The sequence below is a fragment of the Paenibacillus sp. FSL H8-0122 genome (assembly GCF_038005345.1).
Classification (GTDB): domain Bacteria; phylum Bacillota; class Bacilli; order Paenibacillales; family Paenibacillaceae; genus Paenibacillus_AQ.
In genome coordinates, this window is the sequence record NZ_JBBOTB010000001.1 from 3,144,529 (window position 1) to 3,170,265 (window position 25,737).

Genomic DNA, 25,737 nt, shown 5'->3' on the forward strand with positions numbered 1-25,737 from the left:
GTCGGTTTTCCGCATACATTTGGCTCATACGCCTTCCCGGCCTGTCCGGGCCACAGCCCAAAAAACACCGCAGGCCATCAAATAGCCGGCGGTGTTTCCCTGTCTTCCCTTACATCTCTGATATTGGAACCCAGCGCCGCTGCTCAATCGAACGCTCGACCGCTTCAAGCACCGCCTGGCATTTCACGCCGTCGTTGAAATTTGGCTCCGGCTGACGGCCTTCCTCAATGGCATTCGACAGCTCCAGCATCTCATGGATGAAGGTATGCTCGAATCCGATGGTGTGGCCCGGCGGCCACCAGGCGTCTGCATAGTCATGCGCCGGATCGGTGGCCAGTACGCGGCGGAAGCCCTGCACATCCTCGTCGTCCGAGGTCAGGTAGACCTCCAGCTCGTTCATCCGTTCAAAGTCGAACTTCACACTGCCCAGGCTGCCATTGATCTCAAAGGAATTGGTCGAGCGGTGTCCGGCTGCGAAGCGTGTCGCCTCGAAGCTGCCCAGCGCACCGCTGCTGAAGCGGGCCAGGAACAGCGTTGCATCGTCTACGGTTACCGGACCGCGCGGCGCATCCTTGCCTGCCTTGGCACTCAGACCAGTCATCTCCGTTGCCAGCGGCCGCTCCTTGACGAAGGTCTCGCTCATCCCGATAACCTCCTCCACATCCCCTACGAGGAAGTGGGCCAGGTCAATCAGATGCGCCCCCAGATCACCATGCGATCCCGAACCGGCAACCTCCTTCTGAAGCCGCCAGACCAGCGGGAATTCCGGATCGAGAATCCAGTCCTGCAGGAACCATGCGCGGAAGTGATAGATGGTGCCCAGCCGGCCGCTATCAATCAGACGCTTCGCCAGCCGCACCGCCGGGGAGAAACGGTAGTTGAAGCCAATCATATGCGCAATTCCCGCCTTTTCAGCAGCCTCCAGCATCTCGCGGGAATCCTCCAGATTCAGCGCCAGCGGCTTCTCGCAGAAGATATGCTTGCCTGCGGCCGCAGCCGCAAGTGCAATCTCTTTATGGGCATTACTTGGCGCATTAATATCGACCAGATCAATATCGCTGCGGGCAATCAGCTCTTTCCAGTCGGTCACACTCTCTGACCAGCCAAGCTGTGCTGCCGCTTCTGTAACCGCTTCCTCATTGCGTCCGCAGATGACCGACATTTGCGGCTTAACTGCCTTGGGGAAGAACATCGGCAGACTGCGGTAAGCGTTGCTGTGGGCCTTGCCCATGAATTTATAACCTATCATTCCAATGCGTAGCTGTTTCATTTGGTGCCTCCTCACTGAATAAACTACTCGATGTACACGCATACATTTTCTCATCCCGGCCGCCCTCCGTCAAATCACTTCTTTTCTTACAGCGGGCTCCGTCCTACAGATCCTCCCGCACAACGAAAAAACGCCCCCTCTGCCAACCGGCAGCAAGGGACGTTCCTCGTCTATAGCGATATCATTTTCATTTAACTGCCCATGTTGTAGAACTTAGCGAGCCCGCCCTCTGAAGTTTCGCGGTACCTGCTGTTCATGTCCAGGCCTGTCTCATACATGGTCTGTACAACCAGATCAAAGGATATTTTACGGGAACCGGACAAGAACTTCGCCAGACTCAGCGCATTGATCGCCCGCATCGCACCCACAGCATTCCGCTCAATACAAGGGATCTGAACCAGTCCGTTAATCGGATCACAGGTTAACCCCAAGTGGTGCTCCATGGCCACCTCCGCCGCATACTCAATCTGGTCGATCTCCATACCCGACAGTTCGGCGAGTGCAGCCGCAGCCATAGAGCAAGCCGTGCCCACCTCCGCCTGGCAGCCGCACTGAGCGCCGCTGATCGAGGCGTTCTGCTTGACCAGATTACCGATGAGCCCGCCGACCGCCAGCGCCCGGAGAATCTGTTCGTCCGGGACCTGCAGCTTCTCCTGCATATAACGGAGCGAGGCGGGTACAACACCGCAGGCCCCGCAGGTTGGAGCCGTTACGACTGTACCGGCAGCCGCATTCTGTTCGTTGACGGCAAAAGCGTACGCGCTGACGATCCGGTTCTCACGCGTCTCCGGGCTCTCATCCGCATGCCCCTGATGATAGAGAAATTTCGCCTTGCGCTCAACATTAAGCCCGCCTTCCAGAATACCTGTGACGGATAATCCCTCGTCGATCGAACGCTTCATCGCTTCCCAGATGCCTTGGAGGAACTCCCAGATCTGTATGCCTTCACGCTGCTCGACGTAATCGCTTAGACGGATATGATTCGCTTTACAATAGGCGCTGATCTCGGCAAAGCTGTTCTCCGTGTAGACATCAGGTCCCCGCGTCTCCTCCCGCCCATCAATCACGATCTCCCCGCCGCCGATACTGGCAACACGCATGGAATTGGTTTGCTGACCGTCCTTGTAAGCGAACAAGTCCATAGTATTGGGATGGGGCAGATCAAAGTCAGGCTGCGGAACAAATTGAACCTCCGTCCGAATGGGTGACAGTGCCCGGATAATAGCCTTGTCCGTCATATGGCCTTTGCCTGTTTTGGCAAGAGAACCATAGATCAGTGCCTTGAACTGGTCTGCGTCTTCATTTTCTGCTTTGAAGATTCCGGACGCCTTTTCCGGCCCCATGGTATGGGAGCTGGACGGTCCGCTGCCAATCTTAAATAGCTCAGTCAACGATCTCATAGCACCCTTATCCCTTCTCAGTTGTCATTCCTCTGAAAACGTTCCTTGAGCTTCATCAGCCGCTCATGAATCCCCTCTTCATCAATCGCCATGTCAACCAATTGGTGAGTAAGCTGAAGACCTTGATTCTCTGCCAAAGCTTGTTTCCACGGGTGCGTGACAATCGAATGCGTAAGATGTCTTGTAGAGCGGGGGGCCTGCATGATCATCTCTGCCAGCTCCCATGCCCGTGGAAAAAGCTGTTCACGAGGCAATACCTCACTGACCAGTCCGAGGTCTAGTGCCTCCTCTGCAGTAATGTTCATCCCCGTGTATGCATAGTATGCCGCTTTCTTGGTTCCCACTATCCTTTGAAGTGCCAGGACGATTCCGTCTCCAGGCGGAACACCGCCCAGATAATGGGCATCGAAGAACACGGTGTCCTCCGCACAAAGGGTAATATCACAAAGCGTTCCCAATTGCCAGTGCGCGCCTGTGCCATTGATCGCCCCAATCGTGGGGATATCCAGGCAATGAACCATATTTTCAATCATTCGGAGCGATTCATGATACATCTCCAGCTTCCGGCGGTTCGGCCAATCCATGAATTTGGTGGTCCAGACTTCAGGATTGCCTGTCTGCCACAGCTCTCCTGTCCCTGTAAGAATCATGACCTCATTCTCAGGATCACGGCCAATATCTGACCATACCTGACCATATGCCGCTTGGACCGGCCAGTCGAATTGTAATGGTCCCCCGTCAGTGTGCATACGTACTTCGAGTATCCCGTCACGGCGGGTCATGAGGAATAAGTCCTTGTACTGCTCCGAGTATTCTTCGAGCCGGGTAGGTCCCGTCATCTTTCTATTGAACATCGTTGCCCATCAAGCGTCCCTGCATTTTCTTCAGCCGCTCCAGCGCTCCTTCTTCATCAATGGCCATGTCGTACATCTGGTGGGCCAGCTGGAATCCCTGATCGGCGACCAGAGCCTGCTTCCATGGCCGGGAGATGATGGAGTGAGACAGATGTCTCGTTGAACGCGGTGCCTGCATGATCATCTCCGCGAGCTCCCAAGCACGGGGAAGAAGCTTTTCGCGGGGCAGCACTTCACTGACAATACCCAGATCTAAGGCGGTCTGACCATTGATATTCTTGCCGGTGTAGGCGTAGTAGGCTGCTTTCTTGAACCCGATCATGCTCTGCAGTGTGAGCAGCATTCCATCTCCCGGAGGCGTGCCTCCCAGATAATGCGGATCGAAAAAGTCCGCGTCTTCTGTACAAATGGTAATGTCGCAGAGCGTTGCGAGCTCACAGTGCGTTCCCGGCCCGTTGACCGCCCCGATGGTCGGGATGTCAATGCAGAAGATCAGATTTTCAAGCAGTCTCAGTGATTCATGATACTGTTCGAGCTTCTTTTGCTTCGGCCAGTCCATGAATTTCGTATTCCAGACCTCAGGGTCGCCAATCAGCCATTTATCCCCGGTTCCCGTAATAATCATAACTTCATTCTCAGGGTCACGGCCAATATCTGACCAGGCATGAGACCAGGCGGTATGAGCTTCCCAATTGTGTGTGTACGATCCTCCGTCGGTGTGAAGACGCACTTCAAGGATTCCGTCACGGCGGGTCATTAACAGGAATTCCTTGTATTTCTCCGAGTACTCTTCGAATTTGGTGGGTCCAATCATACGTCTCTCTGTCATTGTAATTCCTCCTAAGTTTGGTTTAGAGCTTATCTGTTACTTTCAAGCCAGTCTCTGGCAAAAGCTGCATAAGCCGCAGCCCCTCTATGAAGCACCTCATCCGAGAACATCGTCTTTGGATGGTGTACAGGGTAACTATACCCATCTTCGATATTGCCTGCGTTAAGAAACACTGTGGTACTTGGCACCGCCTGTGAGACAAAGGCGAAGTCTTCCGAGCCCATTAATTTCCCGCCGGGTACCAGCTCAGTTATACCGATATAGGAGCCGTCGCCAAAGGTATTTGCAATCGAAGCCCTCATTTGCTCATTAAGTCCGCCATCCGTTTTCACCTCAGGACAACCCCGCGTATAGATCACTTCCATTTTTGCCTGAAAAGTTTCTCCGATCCCTGCGGTAATTGCGCGGATGCGGGCTTCCACTTTCTCCCGCAATGCAGCGTCAAATGTGCGCACGCTTCCTTTCAATCTGGCCGTATCGGGAATCACGTTGTTCGTAGTTCCGCCCTCCATTACGCCAATGGTAAGCACTGCATTGTCAATCGGTGAAACTTCCCGGCTTAGAATACCCTGCAGCGCCAGATGAAGATGAGCCGCTACATTTAAGGGGTCCACTGCGGCCTCAGGCATTGCGCCATGCGAGCCCCTGCCGCGGATGATGATTTCGAACCAATCCGAGGAAGCTGAAATCGCTCCGCCTTCCTCAGGTACTACAAATTGTCCGAGAGGCAGCGGCATTCCGGTCAATACGTGAAGCATCATGGCTGCATCCACCTTGGGATTATCGAGAATCCTGCTTTCAAGCATCATTTTGGCCCCATGCAGCGTCTCTTCACCAGGCTGAAACATAAGCTTGACCGTCCCGCGAAGCTGCGCTTCGCCCGCCTTCAGGATCTCTGCGGCTCCCAGCAGCATGGAGGTATGCATGTCATGACCGCAAGCATGCATGTTTCCATTCAACGATGCATAAGGAAGCTCCGTTTCTTCTTGAATGGGCAGCCCGTCCATATCCGCACGGATCAGAACCACCTTCCCGTCATGCTGTCCGCCAATGGTAACTGTCAGCCCTGATTCCCCTACGGGAGTGGGCTTAAGTCCCATAGACTCCAGCGCCTCTTTCACGTAGGCCGTTGTCCTGCGCAAACTTAGATCAAGCTCCGGAATCGCATGAAGATGATGCCTGTACATAACCAATTTGTCCTGCAACTGCTGGGCCATACTCATTAAGTCTCCAGCTTCTTCAATCACAATGAACATCTCCCAAAGCATAAATTAAATGAACGTAAGAACAGCGCGGGCATTCCTCCTTTATATTTTAGGACTTTTTAAGAACACTTTTATCGTACTGGCATTTTCATTCGCTGTCAAGAGATTTTAAGACATTTTAAGAACATTATTTCAGGGGCTGCTGGAACATTGTAATATCACATTTATTGTGATATAACTCTTTTGATTGAACTGTTTTATGAAAGGAATCTACCATGACAATCAAACTGGGTATTATCACGCCTGAGACCCATATGGATTATTTCCGCACCATTGAAGAAGAAATGCGGCCCTTATGCCAGTTCCGTTTTCTTACCATCAGCAGTTTCCAGGAAACAACTGACATCTATCTTAAAAACTTAGATGCGGTGGATGGATTTGTGATCAGCGGCAGGATGCTTTACGAGTCCATCAATAAGGAATGCCTGGATGATAAAGTCCCTGTTCACATTTTGCAGGATGATGAGAACCTGCTGTACAGGGAGCTTTTCCGGCTGCTGGTTACAGAACCTGGACTTGATATCTCCCGGATCTATGTGGATTATGCATATATCATCGAATCTTTCAGCGAATTCCAGCAATACCTGACTCATGAGGGAAAGCCCGTTGACAGCGGAGATCTGTCCGAACGGGTGGAGACCATGCTGGAGAACCATATCAGTCTGTGGGAAGACAAGAAAATAGATCTGTCCATCACGGCCTTCGGCCACTTTGTTCCGGAACTCCAAAAGCACGGCGTCAAATATATCTTAATCCGGCCCACTTTGGAGAGCGTTAAAGAGACCATCAGCGAGATCATCAACGAGATTACCATCCTCAAGCTTAAGAACCAGCGGGCAGTGGTCGCATGTTTAACGGCCCAATTGGCTGAGCCTGCATCTGAAGAGCAGCTTCAAGAGCTGAAAGTCCTTGTCGGCAGGTTTCTGCGCAGCGTGAATCTGGCAGACACGGCCCAAATCTCAGATGGCTATGTCAGACTGTACACCACCTTCGGCAATTTCATGAGAATTACCTCTAACGCTCATAACTGTTCCCTGCTGGAGTATCTGGAGGAGCGTATACAGGGCAAGGTAAAGATCGGCTGGGGCTCGGGGCATGAATATTTTCAAGCGAACGTCAATGCCACCAAGGCTCACAGACAGGCGGAAGCCTATACGGGCAGCAGCAGCTTTTATATAGACGAGAATCAGAAGGTTGCCGGCCCCATGCGGAGCATGAATGTCATCCAGTTCTCCGAACAGGGGGACCCGGACATCCTTGCGTTAGCCAAAACCATCGGAATCAACAACATCAATTTGCAGAAAATCATGTCCTACGCAGAAATCATGCGAACCAATAAATTATCCTCTGAGGATGTTGCAGAGTGCCTGTCCATGACCGTCAAAGGTGCAAACCGCATCCTTAACAAAATTGAAGAAAGCAAACAAGTACAAACAGTATTTGAAAAAAGAGACAACAGTAAGGGGCGGCCCAAAAAATACTACGAGCTGTTGTTTCTCGATAATGAAGGGCGCAAATTAAGCGGATGATACGCGGATGACCATTGGTAAAAAGGCATGTTTTCAAAACAAGTGGAAACGGCTTTGCCGTCCTTTTAAAGGACGGTACCGTTTCAGCGAGAAATAGAAGGATAAGTTATCGTGTGAAACATATAATTTCTTATATTTTAGAAAACATGCCTTTTTTGCGCTTTTCACCAAGTTAAACGGCTCCTTGGCTAGACGACCAGTGCTGCACATGCTGCAAGAACCGCCGCGTGGCAGGTGAAGCATATTTCATGGAGTTGACCGCGATGCCAAGGGAACGGAAGCTCCGCTCCTCCAGTTCAAGCATAGCTACACGCTCATGCTGGAACCCGGTGACCAGCTCCGGGAGGATGCTGATACCCAGGCCTTTTTCCACCATGGCAATAATGGCGTAATCGTCCCCGGCAGAGAACTTGATGTTCGGCTTAATCCCGGCCTTCTCCAGCACACGCTGCACATCATAATCCGAGCCGGGCTTCGGAATAATGAAGTCCTCATAGGCGATCTGAGCAAGCGGCATATGAGGGGCCTTGCTCAGCGGATGGTCCAGCGGGAGAATCGCCAGCATCCGGTCCTGCTTAAGCGGAATGACTTCGAACCGCTCCCTTGTCGGCAATGAGAGGAAGCCGCAATCAACCACCCCAGCCTCGATCCACTGCTCAATCTCCAGATATCCGCCCTCCATCAGCTTGAACTCAATGTAAGGATATTCCTCACGGAACTGCTTGATCATATCCGGCAGCCAATGGACAGAGACACTCGTGAAGGTACCTATTGTAATTGTCCCTGTCTCCAGACCGTGAATATCCGCTACCTGCTGCTTGAGCTGCTCATTCCAGTTGAGGATCTCCCGGATGGGCTGCATCACCTGCTCCCCGTTCACCGTGAGCTTCACCCCCGAACGGCTGCGCACGAGCAGCGGGAAGCCGAATTCATGCTCCAGGCTGCTCAGCGTGTGGCTGATGCCGGATTGGGTGAACCCCAGCACCTCTGCGGCCCGCGTCAGGCTGCCCAGCTCCACTACTTTCAGGAACACTTCATACTTGATCAGGCTCATGTCCAGTCTCCTCGCTTAGCATGAGAATTACTCATGTATCTTATGATAAACATTCAGTTACCTTATGTATTCGAGCGTATTATACTATACTCACTTGTAATATAGAAGGATGATGATGAAAAAATGAAGCCGCTAAAGGCCGAGCTAATGCTCATTGTAGTAACCTTATTCTGGGGCTCCTCCTACCTGTTCATGAAGCTGGGACTGGGTACAATGGGAGAATTCAATCTGATCGCACTGCGCTTCGGGCTTGCGTTCATACTGGCGGGGCTGCTGTTCCGCAGACGGCTGCGCAGTGTCGATGCCAGAACCTTGAAATACGGAGCCTTGCTCGGCTTCCTGCTGCTTGGCGTATTCACCTGCATCACCTTCGGGCTGAAGACGACCACCACCTCTAATGCCGGATTTCTGGTTGCTCTGACTGTTGTGTTCGTTCCGATGCTGGAGGTTCTGGTATTTCGAAAAAAAGTCGCACCCCCGCAGATCTTCGGAGCTGTTCTCGCCATCAGCGGCATCGGGCTGCTTACGCTGAACGGCTCGCTTCAGATCCGGCCTGGCGATCTCCTCTGCATTCTGTCCGCTGTTTTCTATGCGGTGCAGATTCTAGTGACGGGCCGGGCGGTCAAGACCTGCGATTCGCTGAATATCGGCATTCTGCAGCTCGGCTTCGCCGGGGGCTATGCCCTGATTCTATCGGCTATCTTCGAGACGCCTTCGCTCCCGTCCACCCTTCCGGGCTGGATCGCGATTCTGGCTCTGGGGATCTTTTGCAGCGCCTGCGGGTTCATCCTGCAGCCGGCGGCCCAGAAGTACACTACACCGACCCGCACCGGACTGATCTTCGCCCTTGAGCCGGTATTCGCTGCCTTCTTCGGCTACTTGTTCGTACACGAACAGCTTTCGCTCCAAGGCTACACCGGTGCCGCCCTTGTCCTGCTGGGCATTCTGGCCTCCGAGCTGCTGGGTAAGCTGCATTTGGTTCCTCCGGCAAGGATGCTGAAGAAGCGGCGGGCGCATTTATAGCTTCTCCTGGCAGATCGAGTGGATGCGGGACAATTGCCTTAGACGTTCATCCGCTCCTCCCTTCTGGCTAAAGCTACTCTCACGTACCCTCACGCGCCGCTCCCGGTCCAATTGTAATCGGTTTTTCGATTACATTTGGCTCACGCGCCGCTCCCGGTCTAATTGTAATCGGTTTTCCGATTACATTCGGCTCACGCGCCGCCCCCAGTCCAATTGTAATCGGTTTTTCGATTACATTCGGCTCACGCGCCGCTCCCCCGCCCATGCATTCAGTTTTCTCCCTACATCCGCCCCGCTTCATTCATCGGGAACAACAAAAAACGCCCCCTGCCAACCGGCAGTCCGGGACGTTCTTTGTGTGTCGCCTATAACAGCTACAACCGATTAATGCCCCATCATCATGGCGGCATCCGTCTGCTGTTCTTCAGGAGAAGGTGCAGCGCCTGCTGTCTTCGGACGGCGCAGAATCAGACTGAGGACCACTCCGGCCACGGCGATGCAGCCCGAGAGGAAGAAGACATCCCCGAAGCCCTGTACGGCAGCGGCAAGCGGATTGCTTCCGGACGTCATTTTACCCATATGCACCGCAATCTGGCTGGTCAGGTACCCGGTCATGCCGGCAACAGCGAACGATACCACAACCTGCTGGGCAGCGGCGGTAAGCGGGGTAACCCGGTTCACCCATTCACGCGGCGCAGAGTTCAGGACATGGGTATTGACCGGCATCATCGACAGACCCATGCCAAGGCCCATCATAACCAGAGACAGCATAATAACAGGAAGACTGGTGTCTACTGTAACTCCGGAGAGCAGGAACAGGGCAGTCGATATAATACTGAGACCTACGAATACCAGCGGACGAGCTCCGATCCGGTCGAACAATCGGCCGCCCAGCGGCATCCCTATCCCTGAAGCCAGCGCTTGGGGAAGCAGGATCAGCCCGGTCTCCAGCGGCGTGTAATTGCGGATCTGCTGGAGGTACAGCGGAACGAACAGCATGGAGCCGAACAAAGCGGCCTGTGTGACCCAGGACAGAATAATCCCGCGCGTGAAGTCCGAGGAACGGAAGACGCGCAGCTCCAGCAGCGGGTGCTTCTGCAGCAGTTCTACAATGACAAACAGCACCAGTGCAACGCCGCCGACCGATAATCCGACAAGCGCTCCGGTGGAGGTCCAGCTCTCGCCGCCGCCCTGATTGACGCCATAAGCCAGCATGGAGAATGCGATCGGGGCCAGAAGGATTCCGAGGATATCGAGGTGGGCTCTTCCCTTTTTCTCGGTCACCGGCAAGTATTTAAGACCAAGAATAATACCCACGATACCGATAGGCAGGTTAATCAGGAAAATCCAGTGCCAGCTCACATACTCCACCAGATAGCCTGCGAGGATCGGGCCAAGGGCCGGAGCCAGCAGCATTGGAATACCGAGCATCCCCATGATCGAGCCTCTGCGCTCTGCCGGAGCGAGTCTGAAGACCATCGCCATCCCGATCGGAGCGACCATACCGCCGCCAAGACCTTGGATGACGCGGAACAAGACAAGCTGTCCCGAAGTCTGAGCTACAGAGCATAACACAGAGCCAAGCACGAACATAGCAATGGTCGTTAGGAATACCTGCTTGGACCCGAACCGGTCGGTCATATAGCCTGCCAGCGGAATTACAGCAGCGAGCGCAAGCGTGTAGCCGGTAATTGCCCATTGAACAGTCTTCAGGTCCGTATCGAAATATTGCACCAGATTCGGAACGGCCACATTGACTGCGGTGCTGTCCAGAATAACCATGATCATGCCGACAATAATCGCCAGCAACGATGGAAGTATAGCTCTCAGCGAGAACGGCGCCTCTGCGGCGGCGGTGCTATTTGGATTCATAGGTTTTGACATTCTCTTGTCCACTCTTTTCTCTATTCATAATTAGTTATACTTGTGAAAATACTGCTCAAACAATCCGTCAATCTGCTCCTCCAGCGGGGCCAGCTTGAAGATCTGCTGGAGATCCTCCCGTTCCTTCGGCAAACTGCTGACCATAATGACCGGGAAGACAATCGCCCCGTAGATCTGCATGTTCATCATCATGAGCTTATCGCGGTCCGGTTCGCCGGTAATCTCCCCGAGAGCATCCAGAATCCGTTCAATCCGCATCAGCTTGGAATATTTCGCATATTCATCATGCGAGCCCATAATATGATGCCGTTGGTCAAGCATCTGCCGGGCCATACCGGGATATCGGCTGAGATTGGCAATGTACCGCGTGAAGAACAGCTTCAAGCGCTCTTTTGGCGGTAAAGATGTATCCTCCAGCACCTTGAAAGCATCGTCAAAGGTAGCCATAAGCTGCTTCACAGCATCGCCGAACAGCTTCTCCTTGGAGCCATAGTGGTAGTTCACCAGGGCCAGATTAGTCTCAGCTCTCGCCGCGATACTGCGCAGGGTAATGCAGTGGAATCCGTCCTCACGGATCAGCGCAACCGTGGCATCGAGGATAAGTTGCTTCGTATCTTTATCTGAAGAATCAGCTTTGTTGCCCAATTTAACCATAATGCAGCTTGTCGCCCTCCTCTGTCACAGAATCTTAATCATTGATCTAATCAACGATTTAAACATTGTTTAATTCGAATTTAAAATTACTCTCTTTCCGGCATTGTGTCAACAGAAAGTTAAAGGGAGAATTCCTACAGCTATACTTAAGCCGTGGAATTCTCCCTCGGGAGTGAAGTTATGTCTTATGCGAATTTAGGATTGGCCCGGGCTGGCCAATACTTCACTGGCTGCCTGGACCGGCGTTAGCGTTAGGTTGGTGAGCTTGCCTGAAGCGCCAAATTCCAGAGTCAGTACAGCCTCCGCTTTGGTGAAGGACAATACGCTCTCAATCGTGATTACTCCATCCTGCTGTGTGCTGGTGGTCGATTTCACTCCGTGGTAACTGCCCGCCAGCGAGTTAATCCCATCCCAGCTCTGCTGGAGAACCGGAAGAGCAGCGGGTTCTGCATCCTTGGCGTAATACCGCTCCTTCAGCGCCGGATAGTTACCGGTTGCCAGCAGACCTGCTACGGCACTTGCCATTACCTCCCGTGTGTATACGTCAACCTGAGCTGTTTCCGGATTATAAGAGGTAACTAACCCGATCGCTGCAAAAAAAGATAGCGGCACGTACGCTCTTTTTTGTTTTAACTCAAAGCCGCCTGTAAAAGGTACTTTGTTCTTGCCGTCCAGCACAAGCTCCTTACCGGATAGTCTGAACTGAACGCTCTCCTGGAACCGTTCCAGCAGGAACGTTCCGGTAGCCCCACTGAAGGTGACCTTATATTTGAGGGCTTGGGCCGTCTCACGCAGTGGAATCATGACATCCGGTCCGTTGGTATAGGCCGGTGCTTCACCTGTCTGCAATTCCTGACCGTTCACGATAATCCTCAAGCTTCCGGCGGCACTCACGTTATCACTGGTCAATACACCTGCTCCTGCTGCAAATAACATTACACTAAGGAATACGGCTGCGATTCTTTTGAACAAATCGATCCCACCTTTCCTATATTCGAATATTATGCACGCATGCTTCAGAGATTAACCTTGCATTATTCATTAACCGTTCTATACAGCTTTGGAACAGCCCTACTCGACTTTGAAGTTGAAATATTGCTTCGGGTAAGGCTCCTTGATCAGTGTGAAATGCCACCATTCCTTGGCGTACGGCTTGAAGCCCTGCTTCGTCATCGCATCCTTCAGAATCTTGCGGTTCGCATGCTGGGTACTGCTGATGAGTGTCGTATTATAGTAAGAGATTTCGCCGAAAAAATCATAAGGACTGCCCATATCCACCAGCTTACCTGTACTCTTCTGAGCCAGGGTCAGGTCGATCGTGCTGCCCCGGGAATGCCCCGATTTCTTGGCGATGAAGCCCAGCTTGAACAGATTCCGCTTGTCCAGCTTCGGATAATACTGCGCCTTCATCTTCAGATCACCGGCATCTTGTGACCAGCGCACGAAGTGATTAACGGCTTGCTGCGGACGGTAAGCGTCATAGATTCTCAGGATATAACCCTTCTGTTCCAGATCCTCGCTAACCTTCTTCAGCGCAGCAGCGGCAGTCCGCGAGAAAATCGCCAGCGGTGCCTTATATCCGTCCACTCTGGTGCCGGTGAAATTATTCTCACTATAATAACGGATCTCATATTGCGCCGAGGGAATAACCTCATCCAGATAGACAAAACCGCCGGGGAGATTGTTTTTCTTCACAACTGTACTTGGTGCAAACGGTGTCTCAGGAGTCACGGGTGCCGCTGCTGCCGTTGTCATGACGCCTAGAAGTGCAGCCCCGCTTACAATCATTGCGCCTAACAGTAATCCCAGTCTTGTGCCTCTATATCGCAGCTTATTCACAATGTCTACTCCTCACCTGCCTCATCCCATATTTACCCTTCCAGTATACGGTGCAGCCCCAGGGAGCGTCTATAGCGAAGATGGAGCTTGACCCGCTGGGAGCATATCTTTGCGCCTGTAGACCCCCATCAGCAGCCCGAGAGCCGCGAATTCAATGAACACATGCTGTCCGTAGCTCAGGAACGGGAACGGTATAGACACAAGCGGCATTCTGCCGCTGAGTATAGATAAGCCATACAGCAAGCGGATTGAGAGCATCAGCGTCAACGCAAGGATCAGCATCCTGCCGTAGGTATCGCTTACCGCGCGGGCGTAGGAGAACATTTTGAGTACTAACCAGCAGGTCAGTGCAAGCAGCAGCAGGCCTCCGGCCCAGCCGAAGCTTTGGATCAGGTACACAGGAAAAAGGTCCGTATAAGGAAACAACAAGCGTTCTTCCGCTCCTCTATAGCCCATTCCCTGTCCTCTCCAGCCTGCGGAGGTTAGCGTGTTGTGAATTACACTATTCAAGTAGCCTGCGCCCGTATCTCTATGATCCGCTTGAATTGCCGCCATGATTCGTTCCCGCAGTTGCAGTTGGTTCCACACATAGATTGCCCCGCCCATTAGACTGGTTACAGCAATCACCGCACCTCTAATCCAGCGGCCTGTCATCCAGATATAGAGCATCAAGGATACGGTCAGATATACAATTAGTTCAGGAAAAGCGGGGATAACCGCATACATCGCGGCTGGCAGCAGCAATAACGATAATTCCGTTAAGTCTCTTGTTCGTCCGCCCCATGATTTCATGAAGCCTTGTCTGTTCAAAATCCCTGCCAGAGCAACTACAAACACATAAGGACTGTATCCGATCACATCGAAGGGGATTCCCAAAGTTTCAATATAACGGTTTTCACCATTAATCATTTTCATGCCTAGCATCAAGCTGAAAAAGATTGATAATAATGCTACTCCATAGATAAATCCCGAGGCACGCTGTATTTGTTTGAAATTGACGAAATACATGATAGCCATTACCGCGGTCCCAAGGGCGATATACACAGACTGGCGCAGCAAAAGAGCATCAGGAATCGGGGAGTCCCCAAACCCCGCTTCCACAGCCGCCATCCCCAGCAGACTTACCGCCGACAACAGAATAACACCCGCCAGCAGCGACCAAGGAATCCTGGGCTTGTGAATCTGGTGCAGATTCCGGCCGATGGCCTGCGGATCACCCAATTGTGCAATTGCATACTGCTGCGCCTCTTCTTCGGATGCCCCCTGCTGCTGCCTCTCCGTCATCAGGTCGGCGAAATGTCCGCTCAGCTCCTCCCGGATCTCATCGTGCATTCCTTTAGCCTTTACTTCGGCGCACACCTTATTCAAATAGCGGTTCAACACCTTCTGATTTGGTTCCATCAGCCGCTGCCCTCCCCCAGAACGGTATCCATGGCACCCTTGAACAGCGCCCATTCCGCCTTCTTCTCCTGAAGCTTGTGCTTGCCTTCATCCAATAGCCGGTAATACTTGCGTCTGCGTCCGTCTACCTCCATCCAATACGCTTCCACCCAGCGTTCGCTCTCCATCGCATGGAGAATCGGGTAGAGCGTACCCTCCTTCAGGGCAAAAACTCCCTGCGAGCGCTGCTCCAGCTCTTTAATCAGCTCGTACCCGTACAGCGGCCTGTCCAGCAGCAGAGTGAGGATCATCGTCCCCGTGCTCCCCTTCAGCATTTCTTTGCTGACCTTCATCGGCATTTCCTCCTGTTTGTTTCACCTATACATCGTTAATCTATGCTTAATATACAGTATTAACCAAACGAAGTCCAGCCGCCTCACATCCGCCTCCATACATTAGCAAACACAAATAAACCTCTCCCGCCAAATGGCTGCCCATTTTAGCAAGGAGAGGTTCTTAGTCAATAGCAGATTAATTAATGCATAGAAGCCTGAGTCTTGTGCGAAACGATGACACGCTTAAGGAAGAACGCAATCACCAGACCTATAATAGCCATGACCATCCCGAAGATGAAGGCATTCTGCACCCCATGAGTGAAGGCAGCGCCGATGTTCAGCGGATCAGCCGGGTTAGTGACGGTCTGCATGTAGCTTTTGGAGCCGGAGGTCATGATGCTTACCGCCAGTGCTGTACCAATCGCACCCGCCACCTGCTGAAGTGTATTCATAATGGCAGTACCATGCGGGTAGTATTCCAGCGGAAGCTGATTGATACCATTCGTCTGGGCAGGCATCATAATCATGGAGATTCCGATCATAAGCACACTGTGAAGCACGATCACGAAGACGACGGTTGAAGTAGCTGTAATCCCCGAGAAGAACCACAAGGAGACAGCGACGAGCACCAGTCCAGGGATAACCAGCCATTTCGGACCGTATTTGTCGAACAGACGTCCCATGACCGGCGACATCAGCCCGTTGATGATTCCGCCCGGCAGCAGCAGTAATCCTGCCTTGAAGGCTGAATACCCTTGTCCCTGCTGCAGATACATCGGAAGAATCAGCATCGAGGAGAGAATGACCATCATACAGATGAAGACCATCAGTACCCCTACCACGAACATCGGGAACTTGAAGGCGCGCAGATCAATCATCGGCTGCTTCATCGTCAACTGGCGGATACAGAACAGAATAAGGGCAATCGCACCGATCACGATGGCGATAATAACCTTCGGACTTCCCCAGCCTTCCGCTTCACCGGCGCTGCTGAAGCCGTAGACAATACCGCCGAAGCCGAAGGAGGACAGAATAATGGACAGGACATCAATCTTCGGCTTCGTCACTTCCGTAACGTTCTGCATGAAGAGGATTCCGCTAATTAGAGCCATTACCAGGAACGGCAGGGACAGCCAGAAGATCCAGTGCCAGCTCAGGCTCTCAATCAGCAGACCGGCAATCGTAGGTCCAATTGCCGGAGCTACCATGATTACCAAGCCGATAAGTCCCATCGCCGCCCCTCTTTTCTCAGCGGGAATGATGATTAGAATCGTATTGAACATCAGCGGCAGAAGCAGCGCGGTTCCCATAGCCTGCACCACTCTCGCAGTGAGCAGAAACTCGAAATTCGGCGACATCGCCGCAAGGAACGTGCCCAGAATGGAGAAGCATAGGGCAGCGACGAACAACTGTCTTGTGGTGAACCACTGCAGAAGCATCCCTGAGATCGGAACCAGAATGCCCAGCGTCAGCAGATAGGCGGTAGTCAGCCACTGCGCCGTCGATGGTGTAATTTGCAGGACATTCATAAGATCACTTAAAGCTACATTTAGGGCGGTCTCACTGAACATGCCGATGAAGCCGGCAATCAGCAGGGAGATCAGAATGGGTAAAGTCTTGAATTGCCGGGGCTTACTTGAACCCTTGTCAGTCATAGTTGCATTCACTCTCGTATCCTCCTGGTATCTGTGTATATCTCTCTATGGTCTTGCGTATTACGGTTAAGCCAGTATTGCCGGAATGCACTCTGCTGCTGCTTCCAGCGGTTGAATATTTCTGCAGGTCAACGCCTGCAGCAGCGCCCCCTCGAACAAGGAGACCACCACCGAAGCTTTGCACTCTGCCGATTCCTCCTGTACCCCCTCCCGGATCAGACGCTTCGCAATAATATCCTGCCAATCCCTGAAGACACACTGGCAAGCAGTGCGCAGCTCATGGCTGACACAGGAGGTCTCCACGGCTACCCAGAAGCTGAACGGAACCAGTCCTTCAAAAGAGGATTTCTCCGCCTCATTTGCCATAGACATGATGAAATTCTGCACAGCCTGAGCCGGCACCGCTTCACTCTCCATATAATGGCGCAATAAACGGGCTACCTCTTCACTAGTCCGGTTAATGCAGGTCAGGGCCAGCTCCTCTTTGCCGTGGGGAAAATAATAATACAAGGAACCCTTGGGCGATTCGCTGTCTTTAATGATCTGATTCAGTCCGGTAGCATGGTACCCCTGTGTAAAAAACAACCTGGAAGCCGTATCCACAATGGCTTCGCGTGCATTAGGCTTGTTTGACAAGCTCTACACTTCCTTATCTTGACGATCCAACCATTATAACAATTGGTCTACATAATAAAACCACAAAAAAACGCCTCCTGTCAATGGATAATAATTTTAATTTTTAATATTCACTATTGGGTCATAAGACTTAAGGATTGCCACGCATCTGTTCTGCCGCTATAATCGAATTAAAAGTAATTATTCCAATGTGAAAGGTGTGATTACAATGAGTCAAAAGCCTGCAATGCACGGAATTCCCCGCCCGCTAGTGAAGCTCAATCAGGCCTTCATTGTCATCTCTGTATTACTGGCCTTGCTCACAGGTCTCCACTGGATTCTCGCTCTCCCGCTTGCGGCCGGATTATCAGGACTAATCTTCGGATATAATCCCGTCATCAGGCTATGCAGCCCGCTGCTGACGAAGCCGCGCTCCGCCTATGTGCTTGAAGACCCGGAGCAGCAGCAATTCAACCAGAAGATTGCCGTCTTCTGTCTGGCAGGCGGACTGGTCAGCTTTCTGGCCGGATGGACGATCGCCGGATATATCTTCACCATGATGGTCGGAATCGCAGCAACGGTTGCCATACTCGGCTTCTGTATCGGCTGCTTCATTCATTATCAGTGGAGAATGTACACTTACAGACGCAAGCAAGCCGGGCTTCACAAATAATCCGGGATTCCCTTCCTGCTGCATCCCTCTACCCCTTGTCACAGAACAGGCCAGCCAGTCCTTGCAGCAGTAGAACACTACTGTCAAGGCTTGGCTGGCCTGCGCCTGCCGGAATGAGGCGGACTAAGGTGTACCCGTTCAGCGTTCCCTGCCTGCCACATCCCAGCGGTGACGGAACTTCTCCAGTCGCGGATGGACCTCAGCCGGCGCTTCGGAGAGCAGCAGACGCAGCTTGACAATCCACTCCTCGAAGGAGGAGAAGGAGGCGAACAGATTCGCCATATCTGGAGTCAGATAGAGAAAATACGGCGCGGGGTAAATGTCGCTGATATGACGCAGCGCCGAATCCAGCGGAGTGTACTTCTTTCGCTTACCTTCGAGACTCTCTACGGTGATGAAGGACTGTCCCTGCTCTTTTTTCCACGCATGCAGCCGGTCATCCCGCTTATACCAGGCCTTCACCGGCTCCTTCGTCATCCGCCGGACGGTTTCTTCATGCAGCGGGTAGAGCACCAGCTTCATGAACTTGCGCTCCACTGCCGTCTCCGCCGCCTTGAGCAGCTCCATATCCGATACATACTCGAACGAATCATAGAAGATGAGCGTTCCCTTGCGCTCACTGGCTGGCGGTTCATAGCCATAAGGCATATGTTGTATGTCACGTGTCATCATATTACCTCCCGTGTATTACTGCCTATAGCATATCATGCTACCCGGAACGGCGTACAATTCTGCAAGCTTGTCAGTGAAAAGCACTGCTGCTCATTTCCCTTGGCTTACTCCGCTAACCCAGCTCTTCACGGAACCATTCTATGGTTTCCCTAATAGCCTTTTTATACGATGTCGGATTGTATTCGGGGAACCGCATCATGAATTTATGATCATTCAGCAGAAGCGGATACTCGAATTCGTATAGAAGCTCATGGAATTCGCTTGCTTCCTTATTGAACACACCGGCTAATCCGACTGCCCAGCCAGGCACCGCACAGCACTTTCCCGGACTGCCAGCCGCATGGTGGATATTCATCAGAAATTGCCGCCCCTCAATTGCTCCGGAGCCGGACACATGCCACTCCCCCTGCTCACCGCTCTCCGCCAGCAGCACGGCCGCTCTGGCCGCATCGCGGATATAGACCAGATCATGCGGAACGTCCAGCTTCACCGGCCACTTAATCGTTCTGGCTTGGAGGGCTCCGCTGAAGATCGGTCCGAATAATCGGTTCGTGACATTCGGACCGTAACAATTCGGATATCGCGGAATCACGTAACGGAAGCCCCGCCGTTCAGCCTCCGTCTTAATCAGCTCCTCCAGTTGATTCCGCAGCTTCCCCTTGCGGGTTCGTGCCTCCTTCGGATGGCGTTCATCCGCCGGAAGATATTGGAGCTTGCCGTAACCGTAGATATTGCCCGGAAATACCAGGGTCTGGCCAGTCTTAAGCTGGCGGGTTACCCGCTCCAGTGCCTCTGGCATGACAGAGTACCAATCCTGATACGGTACATTAAGACAGAAATAGACGGTTGTCACCCCATTCAGCGCTTCAGCAAGCACCTTCTCATTCCTTACATCTACTGCCGCCAGGGTCAACAGCGGGCCCTTCAGCCTGCGTAAAGCCTGACTGGAACGGTGGTAGGTAGCCTTCACCAGTCTGCCCCGTGACAGTAATTCTTGTGTGATGGAATGGCCCAGACTGCCATTTCCCCCAATGACGAGATTCATAACATGAACGGCTCCTTATCGAACGCATGAATACCTTCAGCAACCTGCTAACGGTTCATTCAATTTGCCCGTGATTATAATTCGCAGTTGTTGAAGAACCGGATCATCCATGCTGCTTCTATAGAAGAGAAGGATATATATTCCAGTAACCTGCGTTGTTATCAGTATATCGCCTGCAAGTCACTGTATTCATTGGGTTAATTTGACGATTCATGTCGATTCCGAGCTTTTATATGGACATATGGTGAATTATTGGAAATCAATAGTTTTGCATCAGGCGGGTGCGGCCAGTAGATCGCGAATTTTCGCTCAATTAGAATGAGCTGGTTGTGTATGCTTCTGTTTCTGATAAGCATATACAGCAGCACCCAGCGTACCTGCACGGTTGCCCAGTTCAGCCTGAACAATCCGGCACCGGCTTGCGGGCAGCTTCAACGCATGGGCATTTACAGTATCGCGGACACTATTCAGGAGACGATCTCCTGCTGCGGACATGCCGCCCCCGATAATAACCAGCTCCGGGTTCAGCAGATTAATCACATTCGCCAGCCCGAATCCCAGCAGCTCCCCCGTCTCATGCATGACCTCAATGGCCAAGGGGTCTCCGAGATCATAAGCCTCCGAGATCATCTGCGCCGTGATCTGCTTCCGGGTCTGCCCGGTCCAGGTCTGAATCAGGCTGACCCTCCCTGCCTCCAGCTTCTCCTTGAAGGTATTCACCATCCCCACCGCAGACACATACCGCCCCAGGCACCCAGAGCTTCCGCACCGGCAGGGACGTCCCTGCCGGTACATATTCATATGTCCGATTTCACCAGCGCTGAAGGTTGTCCCATACAGCACCTTGCCGTCATGAACCATCCCGGAGCCGAGACCGGTGCCGAGTGTGAGCAGAATCAGATGCTTGTATCCTTGTCCGGCACCATGGTGCCATTCTCCGTAAAGATTAACCCGCACATCATTATCTATGTAGACCTCGAAGCCGTAGTAAGGCTTCATTTCATTGACCACATGGACCTGCTCCCAGCCGGGAAAATTCGGTGAGAAGACCGACAGTCCCTCCTCCGGGTCGAGCAGGCCGGGGATTCCCATACCCATACAGGCAATCTGTGACTCGTAAATCCCTCTTCCTGCACATAGCTGCGTAACAGCAAGCCTGATCCGCTCCAGCACATGTGCCGGACCCTCCTGCGCTTCTGTAGGTAGCGAAATTTCCTCTACCGCCGTAAAATCCTCATCGAACAGGCCTGCCTTAATATTGGTTCCGCCCAGATCAATGCCAACTATATATTTCTCCATCCTGTCCCATCCTTCTTTCCCCATTAGAATGCTGCACCTCTCTTCTCTTATTATGCGCTTTCAACTTTTAGATAAGTAGCATTTTCCGAGCATATGGATAGTACGTTTCACTTGAAAGCGAACATCCTGCGGATAGCGGTTGCTGTTATTTTATTGACAAAGAGGGCTGCCCCTGCAGCCAATACTCACGCTGCGGGACAACCCTCACTGTATATCTATTTCATTCCAGCTGCTTAAGAACCGGCACCCTTGTACCGCTTGACGCCGAAGCTCCAGGCCATCAGGCCGATGCTGAGGAAGACCACGCCGACCAGCGGAGTCAGCAGCGCCATCGTCCGCATCTCATCGCGGTGCAGGAACAAGGCTGCCGGATAGATCCCGACAAAAGCAAACGGGATAATCCAGGTAAGCAGTACCTGAATGGCCCGGTTGTAGATCGTTACCGGATAACGTCCGTACGTCTGGATGTTATACATCAGCGGCAGAATGCCTGTCGGAGCATCCGAATAGAACGACAGCGATGTCAGAGTTGTATAGATCCCCGTATAAATGGCTACGGCGCTGAGAGTCAGGAGGATCAGCATCGGCAGGGTCCACCATTCAAACGGCAGGCCCAGATTGCTGCCACTGATTGCCATGACAATAAGCCCGATGAAGGAGCCGAACAGGGACGGCGGGTCCACATTCTCCAGGAAGATCTGGAACAGGTTATGCGCCGGACGGGTCAGAATGCGGTCCATTTCGCCTTTGACAATATACCGCTCACTGAAGCCCCACATATTGACGAAGCAGCTGAATACGCCGAACGGCACCATGAAGAAGCCGTAGACGAACACCACTTCGTTCTGATTCCAGCCGCCCAGGCTGTCAGTATGCATGAAGATGACCAGGATGAAGATAAAGTTCGTCGCCTGGAACAGCAGGTCGGAGATAACCTCCACCCAGAAATCCGCGCGGTAGGTTAACCGTGTTTTCATATAATTCTTCAGATATTCAATCAATAAGCCCAGGTAGTACATAGCTCAGCTTAACCCCCCTGCACGAACAGCCGCTGGCGCGCTGCGTGATTTAGCCAGACAATCGGAATGAGCAGAATCAGGAACCAGATGACCTGGATACCCAGCACATTCCAGATGCCCACCCCCTGCACGCGGCCTGTAAATACAGAACCCGGCAGATAGGTAATCGCTTGGAAGGGAAGTACCTTAAGCACGGAGGACAACCAGTCCGGGAATAAGGTAATCGGCACAATCAGCCCCGAGAACAGATCCACGACCACACGCTTCATGCGCATCATCCCCTCATTGTTCTCCACGAAGAAGGCAGACAGGCCTGTGATAATATTAATCTGCGAGCTGATCAGGAAGCTGAAGAACAGCATGACCAGGAACCCGGCCCAAGCCGAAGGCTCCGTAGGGAGCTGCACCGGAAACAGCAGAATGGCAATCACCATGCCCGGGATCATCAGCATCATGAAGCGGAACAGGCCTTCGCCGAGGCCCTGCATCATTTTGACCAGAACATAATTATAAGGCCGGATGAACTGGATCGCGATGCTTCCGTCACGGATATCCGTGGAGATCTCCCGGTCCAGATTGTTGAAGTAGAAGGCACGCGCCATCCAGGACACCGCCACATACGTGGTCATCTGCGCCCCGGTAAAGCCGCCGAGCGATTCACCATCGCCATAGATCGCTCTCCAGGTGAAATAGTTCACCCCGATATTGAGCGTGTAGATCAGAATCCCCGAATAGTAATTCACCCGGTAAGCAAGCATCGTCAGGAACCGGATACGGATAAAATCAAAATAAGCGCCAAGCAGCAGCCTCCGCCCATTCTCCCCGGAACCGCCCGGAGAACCGCCGGAGGAGGGAACTGCCGTTGCCAGCTTCTCAGACATGGATAACCTCTTTCTCATCGCTGAGAGCGGCGATCCGCTCCTCCGGCTTCTCTGCCGAGCCTGACTGATAAATACTGCGGACGATGTCATCCGTGTTTGTTTCGATGATTTTGATGTCTGTAATATCGGCCTGTCCGACGACCCGTCCCAGCACATCCGATACATTCAGCTCCAGCGGAATCCAGACCTTGGCCGCCAGCTCATTCTCTGCGGTCCAGGTAACCGGCATGCCTTCCGTCCAGCCGATCAGCTGCTGCAGCTTCGTGGCCGTTCCGAACTGGAACTGCACCTCACGCCCGGTTCCCCAGCGCTGCTTCAGGTCATCCAGACCTCCGTCATAGATAATCCGCCCGTCATCCAGCATAATGACCCGCGAACAGAGCGCTTCGATATCCTGCAGATCATGCGTGGTCAGCAGGATGGTTGTGCCATGCTCCCGGTTCATATCCTTCAGGAACTCGCGGATCTCCGACTTCACGACAATATCCAGCCCGATCGTCGGTTCATCCAGGAACAGAATGGACGGATTGTGCAGCAGTGCCGCCACCAGTTCGCAGCGCATCCGCTGGCCCAGACTCAGCTTACGGACCGGACGGTTCAGCAGATCCTGAAGCTCCAGGCGTTCCACCAGCTCATCCAGCCGTTTTTTGAACGCCTGCTCTGGCACCCGGTACACCTTGCGCAGCAGCTGGAAGGATTCAATCACGCCGATATCCCACCAGAGCTGGCTCCGCTGGCCGAAGACAACGCCGATGTTCTGCACGAACTTCTCGCGCTCCTCGTACGGCACGAAGCCGCCGACAGTCAGACTGCCGGCGGTAGGGACAAGAATTCCGGTTAGCATCTTGATCGTTGTGGACTTCCCGGCCCCGTTCTCCCCGATATATCCGCAGATCTCACCTTCGGGAATGCTGAACGAGATGTCCTTCACTGCCGTTACTTCGGTATATTGCCGCTTAAACAAATCAGCGAAGGCCCCTTTGAGGCCCTCGCGGTTTTTTTGGACTTTGAAGGTCTTGCGCAAGTCCTGCACTTGAATAGCATTCATAGGTTACCTCACTAAGCTAAGAATTGGGTTCAGTACCCCATTATAATAGAATGAATACAAAAGTACTATCTATTTCCTCGTCCCTTTCCTTCCACCTACGCCCGCCCTGCTTATTTAGCCACTCTTCCCTCAAAAAACTCCGCACCCGGCACAGCCTCCAGATGTCCGGAACGGGCCACCTTGGTCCGCAGGTACTTCTCATTGAAGACCGATACATCGCCCCATAGCGGCACCCGCTTCACTGTGTTCATTCCGGCAGCCCGGAGAGCTTCCAGCTTCTTCGGATTGTTGGTGATCAGAGTCACCGGATGGCTGCGCAGATGCTGAAGCACGCTAATCGCATCTGTGTAATCTCTGGAATCATCGGCGAACCCAAGCTCCAGATTGGCCTCTACGGTATCATACCCTTCTTCCTGAAGAAGATATGCCATTGCTTTGCTGAACAAGCCAATGCCTCTTCCTTCATGATTCGCCAGATAAAAGAGTGCCCCGGCACCATGCTGAGCAATCATCTTCATCGACTGGTGCAGCTGGAAGCCGCAATCGCAGCGCTTGCTGCCGAAGATATCCCCAGTATGGCAAATGCTGTGCATCCGGATCAGCGCTTCCTCCGAATGCTCGAAATCTCCGTAGACCAGGACACTGGACTGCTGTCCATCCGCAAGCTTCATCGATGACAACCGGCTGATGAGCAGCTCGGTAGCCTCCTTGCCTTCTGCGCGCTGAAGCTCTTCGTCCGTCACATTCAGCCAGCTGTACCATTTGAAGGTGATCGTCTCCCCGTCCAGATTGACAGGCAGGGTGATAGGTCCGACCAATATATTCGTGGAGTTTTCCATAGGAATCCGGTTGATTTTGTTCTGTAGTATAGATAGGATATCTGGGTTGATCATAAGAGCACCGTCCTAAAAGTTTGATAGCATATAGCATACGCTTCTTTGATTGTATTAATTTAATTTTTAATATTGAACTTTTGACGTAGTAACTATTTGTAAGTTAGTTTATCATTGTAATATAACTTCGTCAAGTTATAATATATATTTAAATATTTATAATTACTTATTGTAAGTTTATGATATAATGAATGCTGAGGTGATCCTTATGAATGATTTTGAAATGTGCCCCCGGTTCGAGAAAGCGGTAGATGTGCTTAGCAAGCGGTGGGTAGCCCTGATCGTGTTCGTCCTGATGGATGGTCCGCGGCGGTTCGGGGAAATTGAGCATTGCTTGTCCAATCTTAGCGGCAAGGTCTTGTCTGACCGATTAAAGGAAATGGAGGCTGAAGGGATCATACAGCGTTCTGTATACCCTGAGATGCCCGTACGAATTGAGTATTCGTTAACCGATAAAGGTACGGCACTGGCTCCCATTCTTGGAGAGATCGGTAACTGGTCTACGGATTGGATCGAGATTGGCGTGACCAAATGATTCCCGCACGGCACGCGAAGCAGCGCCCTTGAAGCTCCTGAACAGGAACCTTCGGGGCGCTGCTTTGTTTGATTTTATAATAAGCA

At 52.4% G+C, this 25,737-nt stretch carries 26 protein-coding genes; 4 read left to right on the forward strand and 22 right to left on the reverse strand.

Going from position 1 to position 25,737, the window contains the following annotated elements:
- Positions 1-109 precede the first annotated feature (109 nt).
- The 5 genes from NSS64_RS13715 to NSS64_RS13735 all read right to left on the reverse strand — a co-directional run bounded on the left by NSS64_RS13715 (position 110) and on the right by NSS64_RS13735 (position 5,609).
- Positions 110-1,270, reverse strand: coding sequence for a Gfo/Idh/MocA family protein (locus NSS64_RS13715; protein WP_340992769.1), 1,161 nt, complete (start codon positions 1,268-1,270; stop codon positions 110-112).
- 191 nt (positions 1,271-1,461) lie between these two features.
- Positions 1,462-2,670: an L-serine ammonia-lyase, iron-sulfur-dependent, subunit alpha gene (locus tag NSS64_RS13720; protein WP_341140469.1), complete on the reverse strand. Its 1,209-nt coding sequence runs from the start codon at positions 2,668-2,670 to the stop codon at positions 1,462-1,464.
- Between the two features lie 17 nt (positions 2,671-2,687).
- Positions 2,688-3,524 carry an enoyl-CoA hydratase/isomerase family protein gene (locus NSS64_RS13725; RefSeq protein WP_341140470.1) on the reverse strand — a complete coding sequence of 279 codons (837 nt, stop codon included), beginning with the start codon at positions 3,522-3,524 and terminating at the stop codon, positions 2,688-2,690.
- Positions 3,514-4,353 carry an enoyl-CoA hydratase/isomerase family protein gene (locus NSS64_RS13730; protein WP_076077911.1) on the reverse strand — a complete coding sequence of 280 codons (840 nt, stop codon included), beginning with the start codon at positions 4,351-4,353 and terminating at the stop codon, positions 3,514-3,516. The genes NSS64_RS13725 and NSS64_RS13730 overlap by 11 nt, the downstream gene beginning before the upstream one ends.
- A 29-nt stretch (positions 4,354-4,382) precedes the next feature.
- A complete protein-coding gene (locus NSS64_RS13735; protein WP_341140471.1) occupies positions 4,383-5,609 on the reverse strand; it encodes a M20 metallopeptidase family protein in 1,227 nt (408 codons plus the stop codon).
- Positions 5,610-5,833: 224 nt separating this feature from the next.
- On the opposite strand from NSS64_RS13735, the gene NSS64_RS13740 reads away from it, so the two are divergent.
- Positions 5,834-7,147 carry a transcriptional regulator gene (locus tag NSS64_RS13740; protein ID WP_341140472.1) on the forward strand — a complete coding sequence of 438 codons (1,314 nt, stop codon included), beginning with the start codon at positions 5,834-5,836 and terminating at the stop codon, positions 7,145-7,147.
- A 172-nt stretch (positions 7,148-7,319) separates the two neighbouring features.
- Here NSS64_RS13740 and NSS64_RS13745 read toward each other — a convergent pair whose 3' ends face one another.
- Positions 7,320-8,201 (reverse strand): LysR family transcriptional regulator, encoded by an 882-nt coding sequence (locus NSS64_RS13745; RefSeq protein ID WP_340941028.1) that lies wholly within the window; start codon positions 8,199-8,201, stop codon positions 7,320-7,322.
- A 123-nt stretch (positions 8,202-8,324) separates the two neighbouring features.
- Between NSS64_RS13745 and NSS64_RS13750 the strand changes: the two genes are divergently transcribed.
- The gene (locus tag NSS64_RS13750) at positions 8,325-9,224 is read left to right on the forward strand and encodes a DMT family transporter (RefSeq protein WP_341140473.1); all 900 of its coding nucleotides are present in this window, start codon (positions 8,325-8,327) and stop codon (positions 9,222-9,224) included.
- Positions 9,225-9,303: 79 nt separating this feature from the next.
- Here NSS64_RS13750 and NSS64_RS13755 read toward each other — a convergent pair whose 3' ends face one another.
- The 9 genes from NSS64_RS13755 to NSS64_RS13795 all read right to left on the reverse strand — a co-directional run bounded on the left by NSS64_RS13755 (position 9,304) and on the right by NSS64_RS13795 (position 17,607).
- Entirely contained in the window at positions 9,304-9,489 is a 186-nt protein-coding gene (locus NSS64_RS13755) for a hypothetical protein (RefSeq protein WP_341140474.1), read from the reverse strand.
- A gap of 119 nt (positions 9,490-9,608) precedes the next feature.
- Positions 9,609-11,096, reverse strand: a complete 1,488-nt coding sequence (locus NSS64_RS13760) for a DHA2 family efflux MFS transporter permease subunit (protein WP_341140475.1) — start codon at positions 11,094-11,096, stop codon at positions 9,609-9,611.
- Between the two features lie 42 nt (positions 11,097-11,138).
- Positions 11,139-11,762, reverse strand: coding sequence for a TetR/AcrR family transcriptional regulator (locus NSS64_RS13765; protein ID WP_340992761.1), 624 nt, complete (start codon positions 11,760-11,762; stop codon positions 11,139-11,141).
- 195 nt (positions 11,763-11,957) lie between these two features.
- Positions 11,958-12,734 carry a stalk domain-containing protein gene (locus NSS64_RS13770; RefSeq protein ID WP_341140476.1) on the reverse strand — a complete coding sequence of 259 codons (777 nt, stop codon included), beginning with the start codon at positions 12,732-12,734 and terminating at the stop codon, positions 11,958-11,960.
- 99 nt (positions 12,735-12,833) lie between these two features.
- The gene (locus NSS64_RS13775) at positions 12,834-13,601 is read right to left on the reverse strand and encodes a M15 family metallopeptidase (RefSeq protein WP_341140477.1); all 768 of its coding nucleotides are present in this window, start codon (positions 13,599-13,601) and stop codon (positions 12,834-12,836) included.
- 69 nt (positions 13,602-13,670) lie between these two features.
- Complete coding sequence (locus tag NSS64_RS13780) at positions 13,671-15,002, reverse strand: FtsW/RodA/SpoVE family cell cycle protein (protein WP_341140478.1); 1,332 nt, start codon at positions 15,000-15,002, stop codon at positions 13,671-13,673.
- Positions 15,002-15,334 (reverse strand): PadR family transcriptional regulator, encoded by a 333-nt coding sequence (locus NSS64_RS13785; protein ID WP_036694109.1) that lies wholly within the window; start codon positions 15,332-15,334, stop codon positions 15,002-15,004. Before NSS64_RS13785 ends, NSS64_RS13780 begins: the two co-directional genes overlap by 1 nt.
- A 182-nt stretch (positions 15,335-15,516) precedes the next feature.
- Positions 15,517-16,971: a DHA2 family efflux MFS transporter permease subunit gene (locus tag NSS64_RS13790; RefSeq protein WP_340944552.1), complete on the reverse strand. Its 1,455-nt coding sequence runs from the start codon at positions 16,969-16,971 to the stop codon at positions 15,517-15,519.
- A 66-nt stretch (positions 16,972-17,037) separates the two neighbouring features.
- Positions 17,038-17,607 carry a TetR/AcrR family transcriptional regulator gene (locus tag NSS64_RS13795; RefSeq protein WP_340941041.1) on the reverse strand — a complete coding sequence of 190 codons (570 nt, stop codon included), beginning with the start codon at positions 17,605-17,607 and terminating at the stop codon, positions 17,038-17,040.
- 208 nt (positions 17,608-17,815) lie between these two features.
- Between NSS64_RS13795 and NSS64_RS13800 the strand changes: the two genes are divergently transcribed.
- Positions 17,816-18,259 (forward strand): DUF4395 domain-containing protein, encoded by a 444-nt coding sequence (locus NSS64_RS13800; RefSeq protein WP_341140479.1) that lies wholly within the window; start codon positions 17,816-17,818, stop codon positions 18,257-18,259.
- Between the two features lie 138 nt (positions 18,260-18,397).
- Here the strand turns inward: NSS64_RS13800 and NSS64_RS13805 are convergent, their stop codons facing one another.
- The 7 genes from NSS64_RS13805 to NSS64_RS13835 form a co-directional block, all read right to left on the reverse strand.
- Positions 18,398-18,928, reverse strand: a complete 531-nt coding sequence (locus NSS64_RS13805) for a hypothetical protein (RefSeq protein ID WP_341142812.1) — start codon at positions 18,926-18,928, stop codon at positions 18,398-18,400.
- Between the two features lie 115 nt (positions 18,929-19,043).
- Entirely contained in the window at positions 19,044-19,976 is a 933-nt protein-coding gene (locus NSS64_RS13810) for an NAD-dependent epimerase/dehydratase family protein (protein WP_341140480.1), read from the reverse strand.
- Positions 19,977-20,285: 309 nt separating this feature from the next.
- Positions 20,286-21,275, reverse strand: coding sequence for an ROK family protein (locus NSS64_RS13815; RefSeq protein WP_341140481.1), 990 nt, complete (start codon positions 21,273-21,275; stop codon positions 20,286-20,288).
- A gap of 233 nt (positions 21,276-21,508) precedes the next feature.
- Complete coding sequence (locus NSS64_RS13820) at positions 21,509-22,294, reverse strand: ABC transporter permease (protein ID WP_340941048.1); 786 nt, start codon at positions 22,292-22,294, stop codon at positions 21,509-21,511.
- An 8-nt stretch (positions 22,295-22,302) separates the two neighbouring features.
- Positions 22,303-23,097, reverse strand: a complete 795-nt coding sequence (locus NSS64_RS13825; RefSeq protein ID WP_036730060.1) for an ABC transporter permease — start codon at positions 23,095-23,097, stop codon at positions 22,303-22,305.
- Positions 23,098-23,167: 70 nt separating this feature from the next.
- Positions 23,168-24,223 (reverse strand): ABC transporter ATP-binding protein, encoded by a 1,056-nt coding sequence (locus NSS64_RS13830; protein WP_340941050.1) that lies wholly within the window; start codon positions 24,221-24,223, stop codon positions 23,168-23,170.
- A gap of 110 nt (positions 24,224-24,333) precedes the next feature.
- Positions 24,334-25,116 carry a GTP cyclohydrolase II gene (locus tag NSS64_RS13835; protein ID WP_340941051.1) on the reverse strand — a complete coding sequence of 261 codons (783 nt, stop codon included), beginning with the start codon at positions 25,114-25,116 and terminating at the stop codon, positions 24,334-24,336.
- 208 nt (positions 25,117-25,324) lie between these two features.
- On the opposite strand from NSS64_RS13835, the gene NSS64_RS13840 reads away from it, so the two are divergent.
- Complete coding sequence (locus NSS64_RS13840) at positions 25,325-25,651, forward strand: winged helix-turn-helix transcriptional regulator (RefSeq protein WP_340941052.1); 327 nt, start codon at positions 25,325-25,327, stop codon at positions 25,649-25,651.
- The last annotated feature ends 86 nt before the right edge of the window (positions 25,652-25,737 follow it).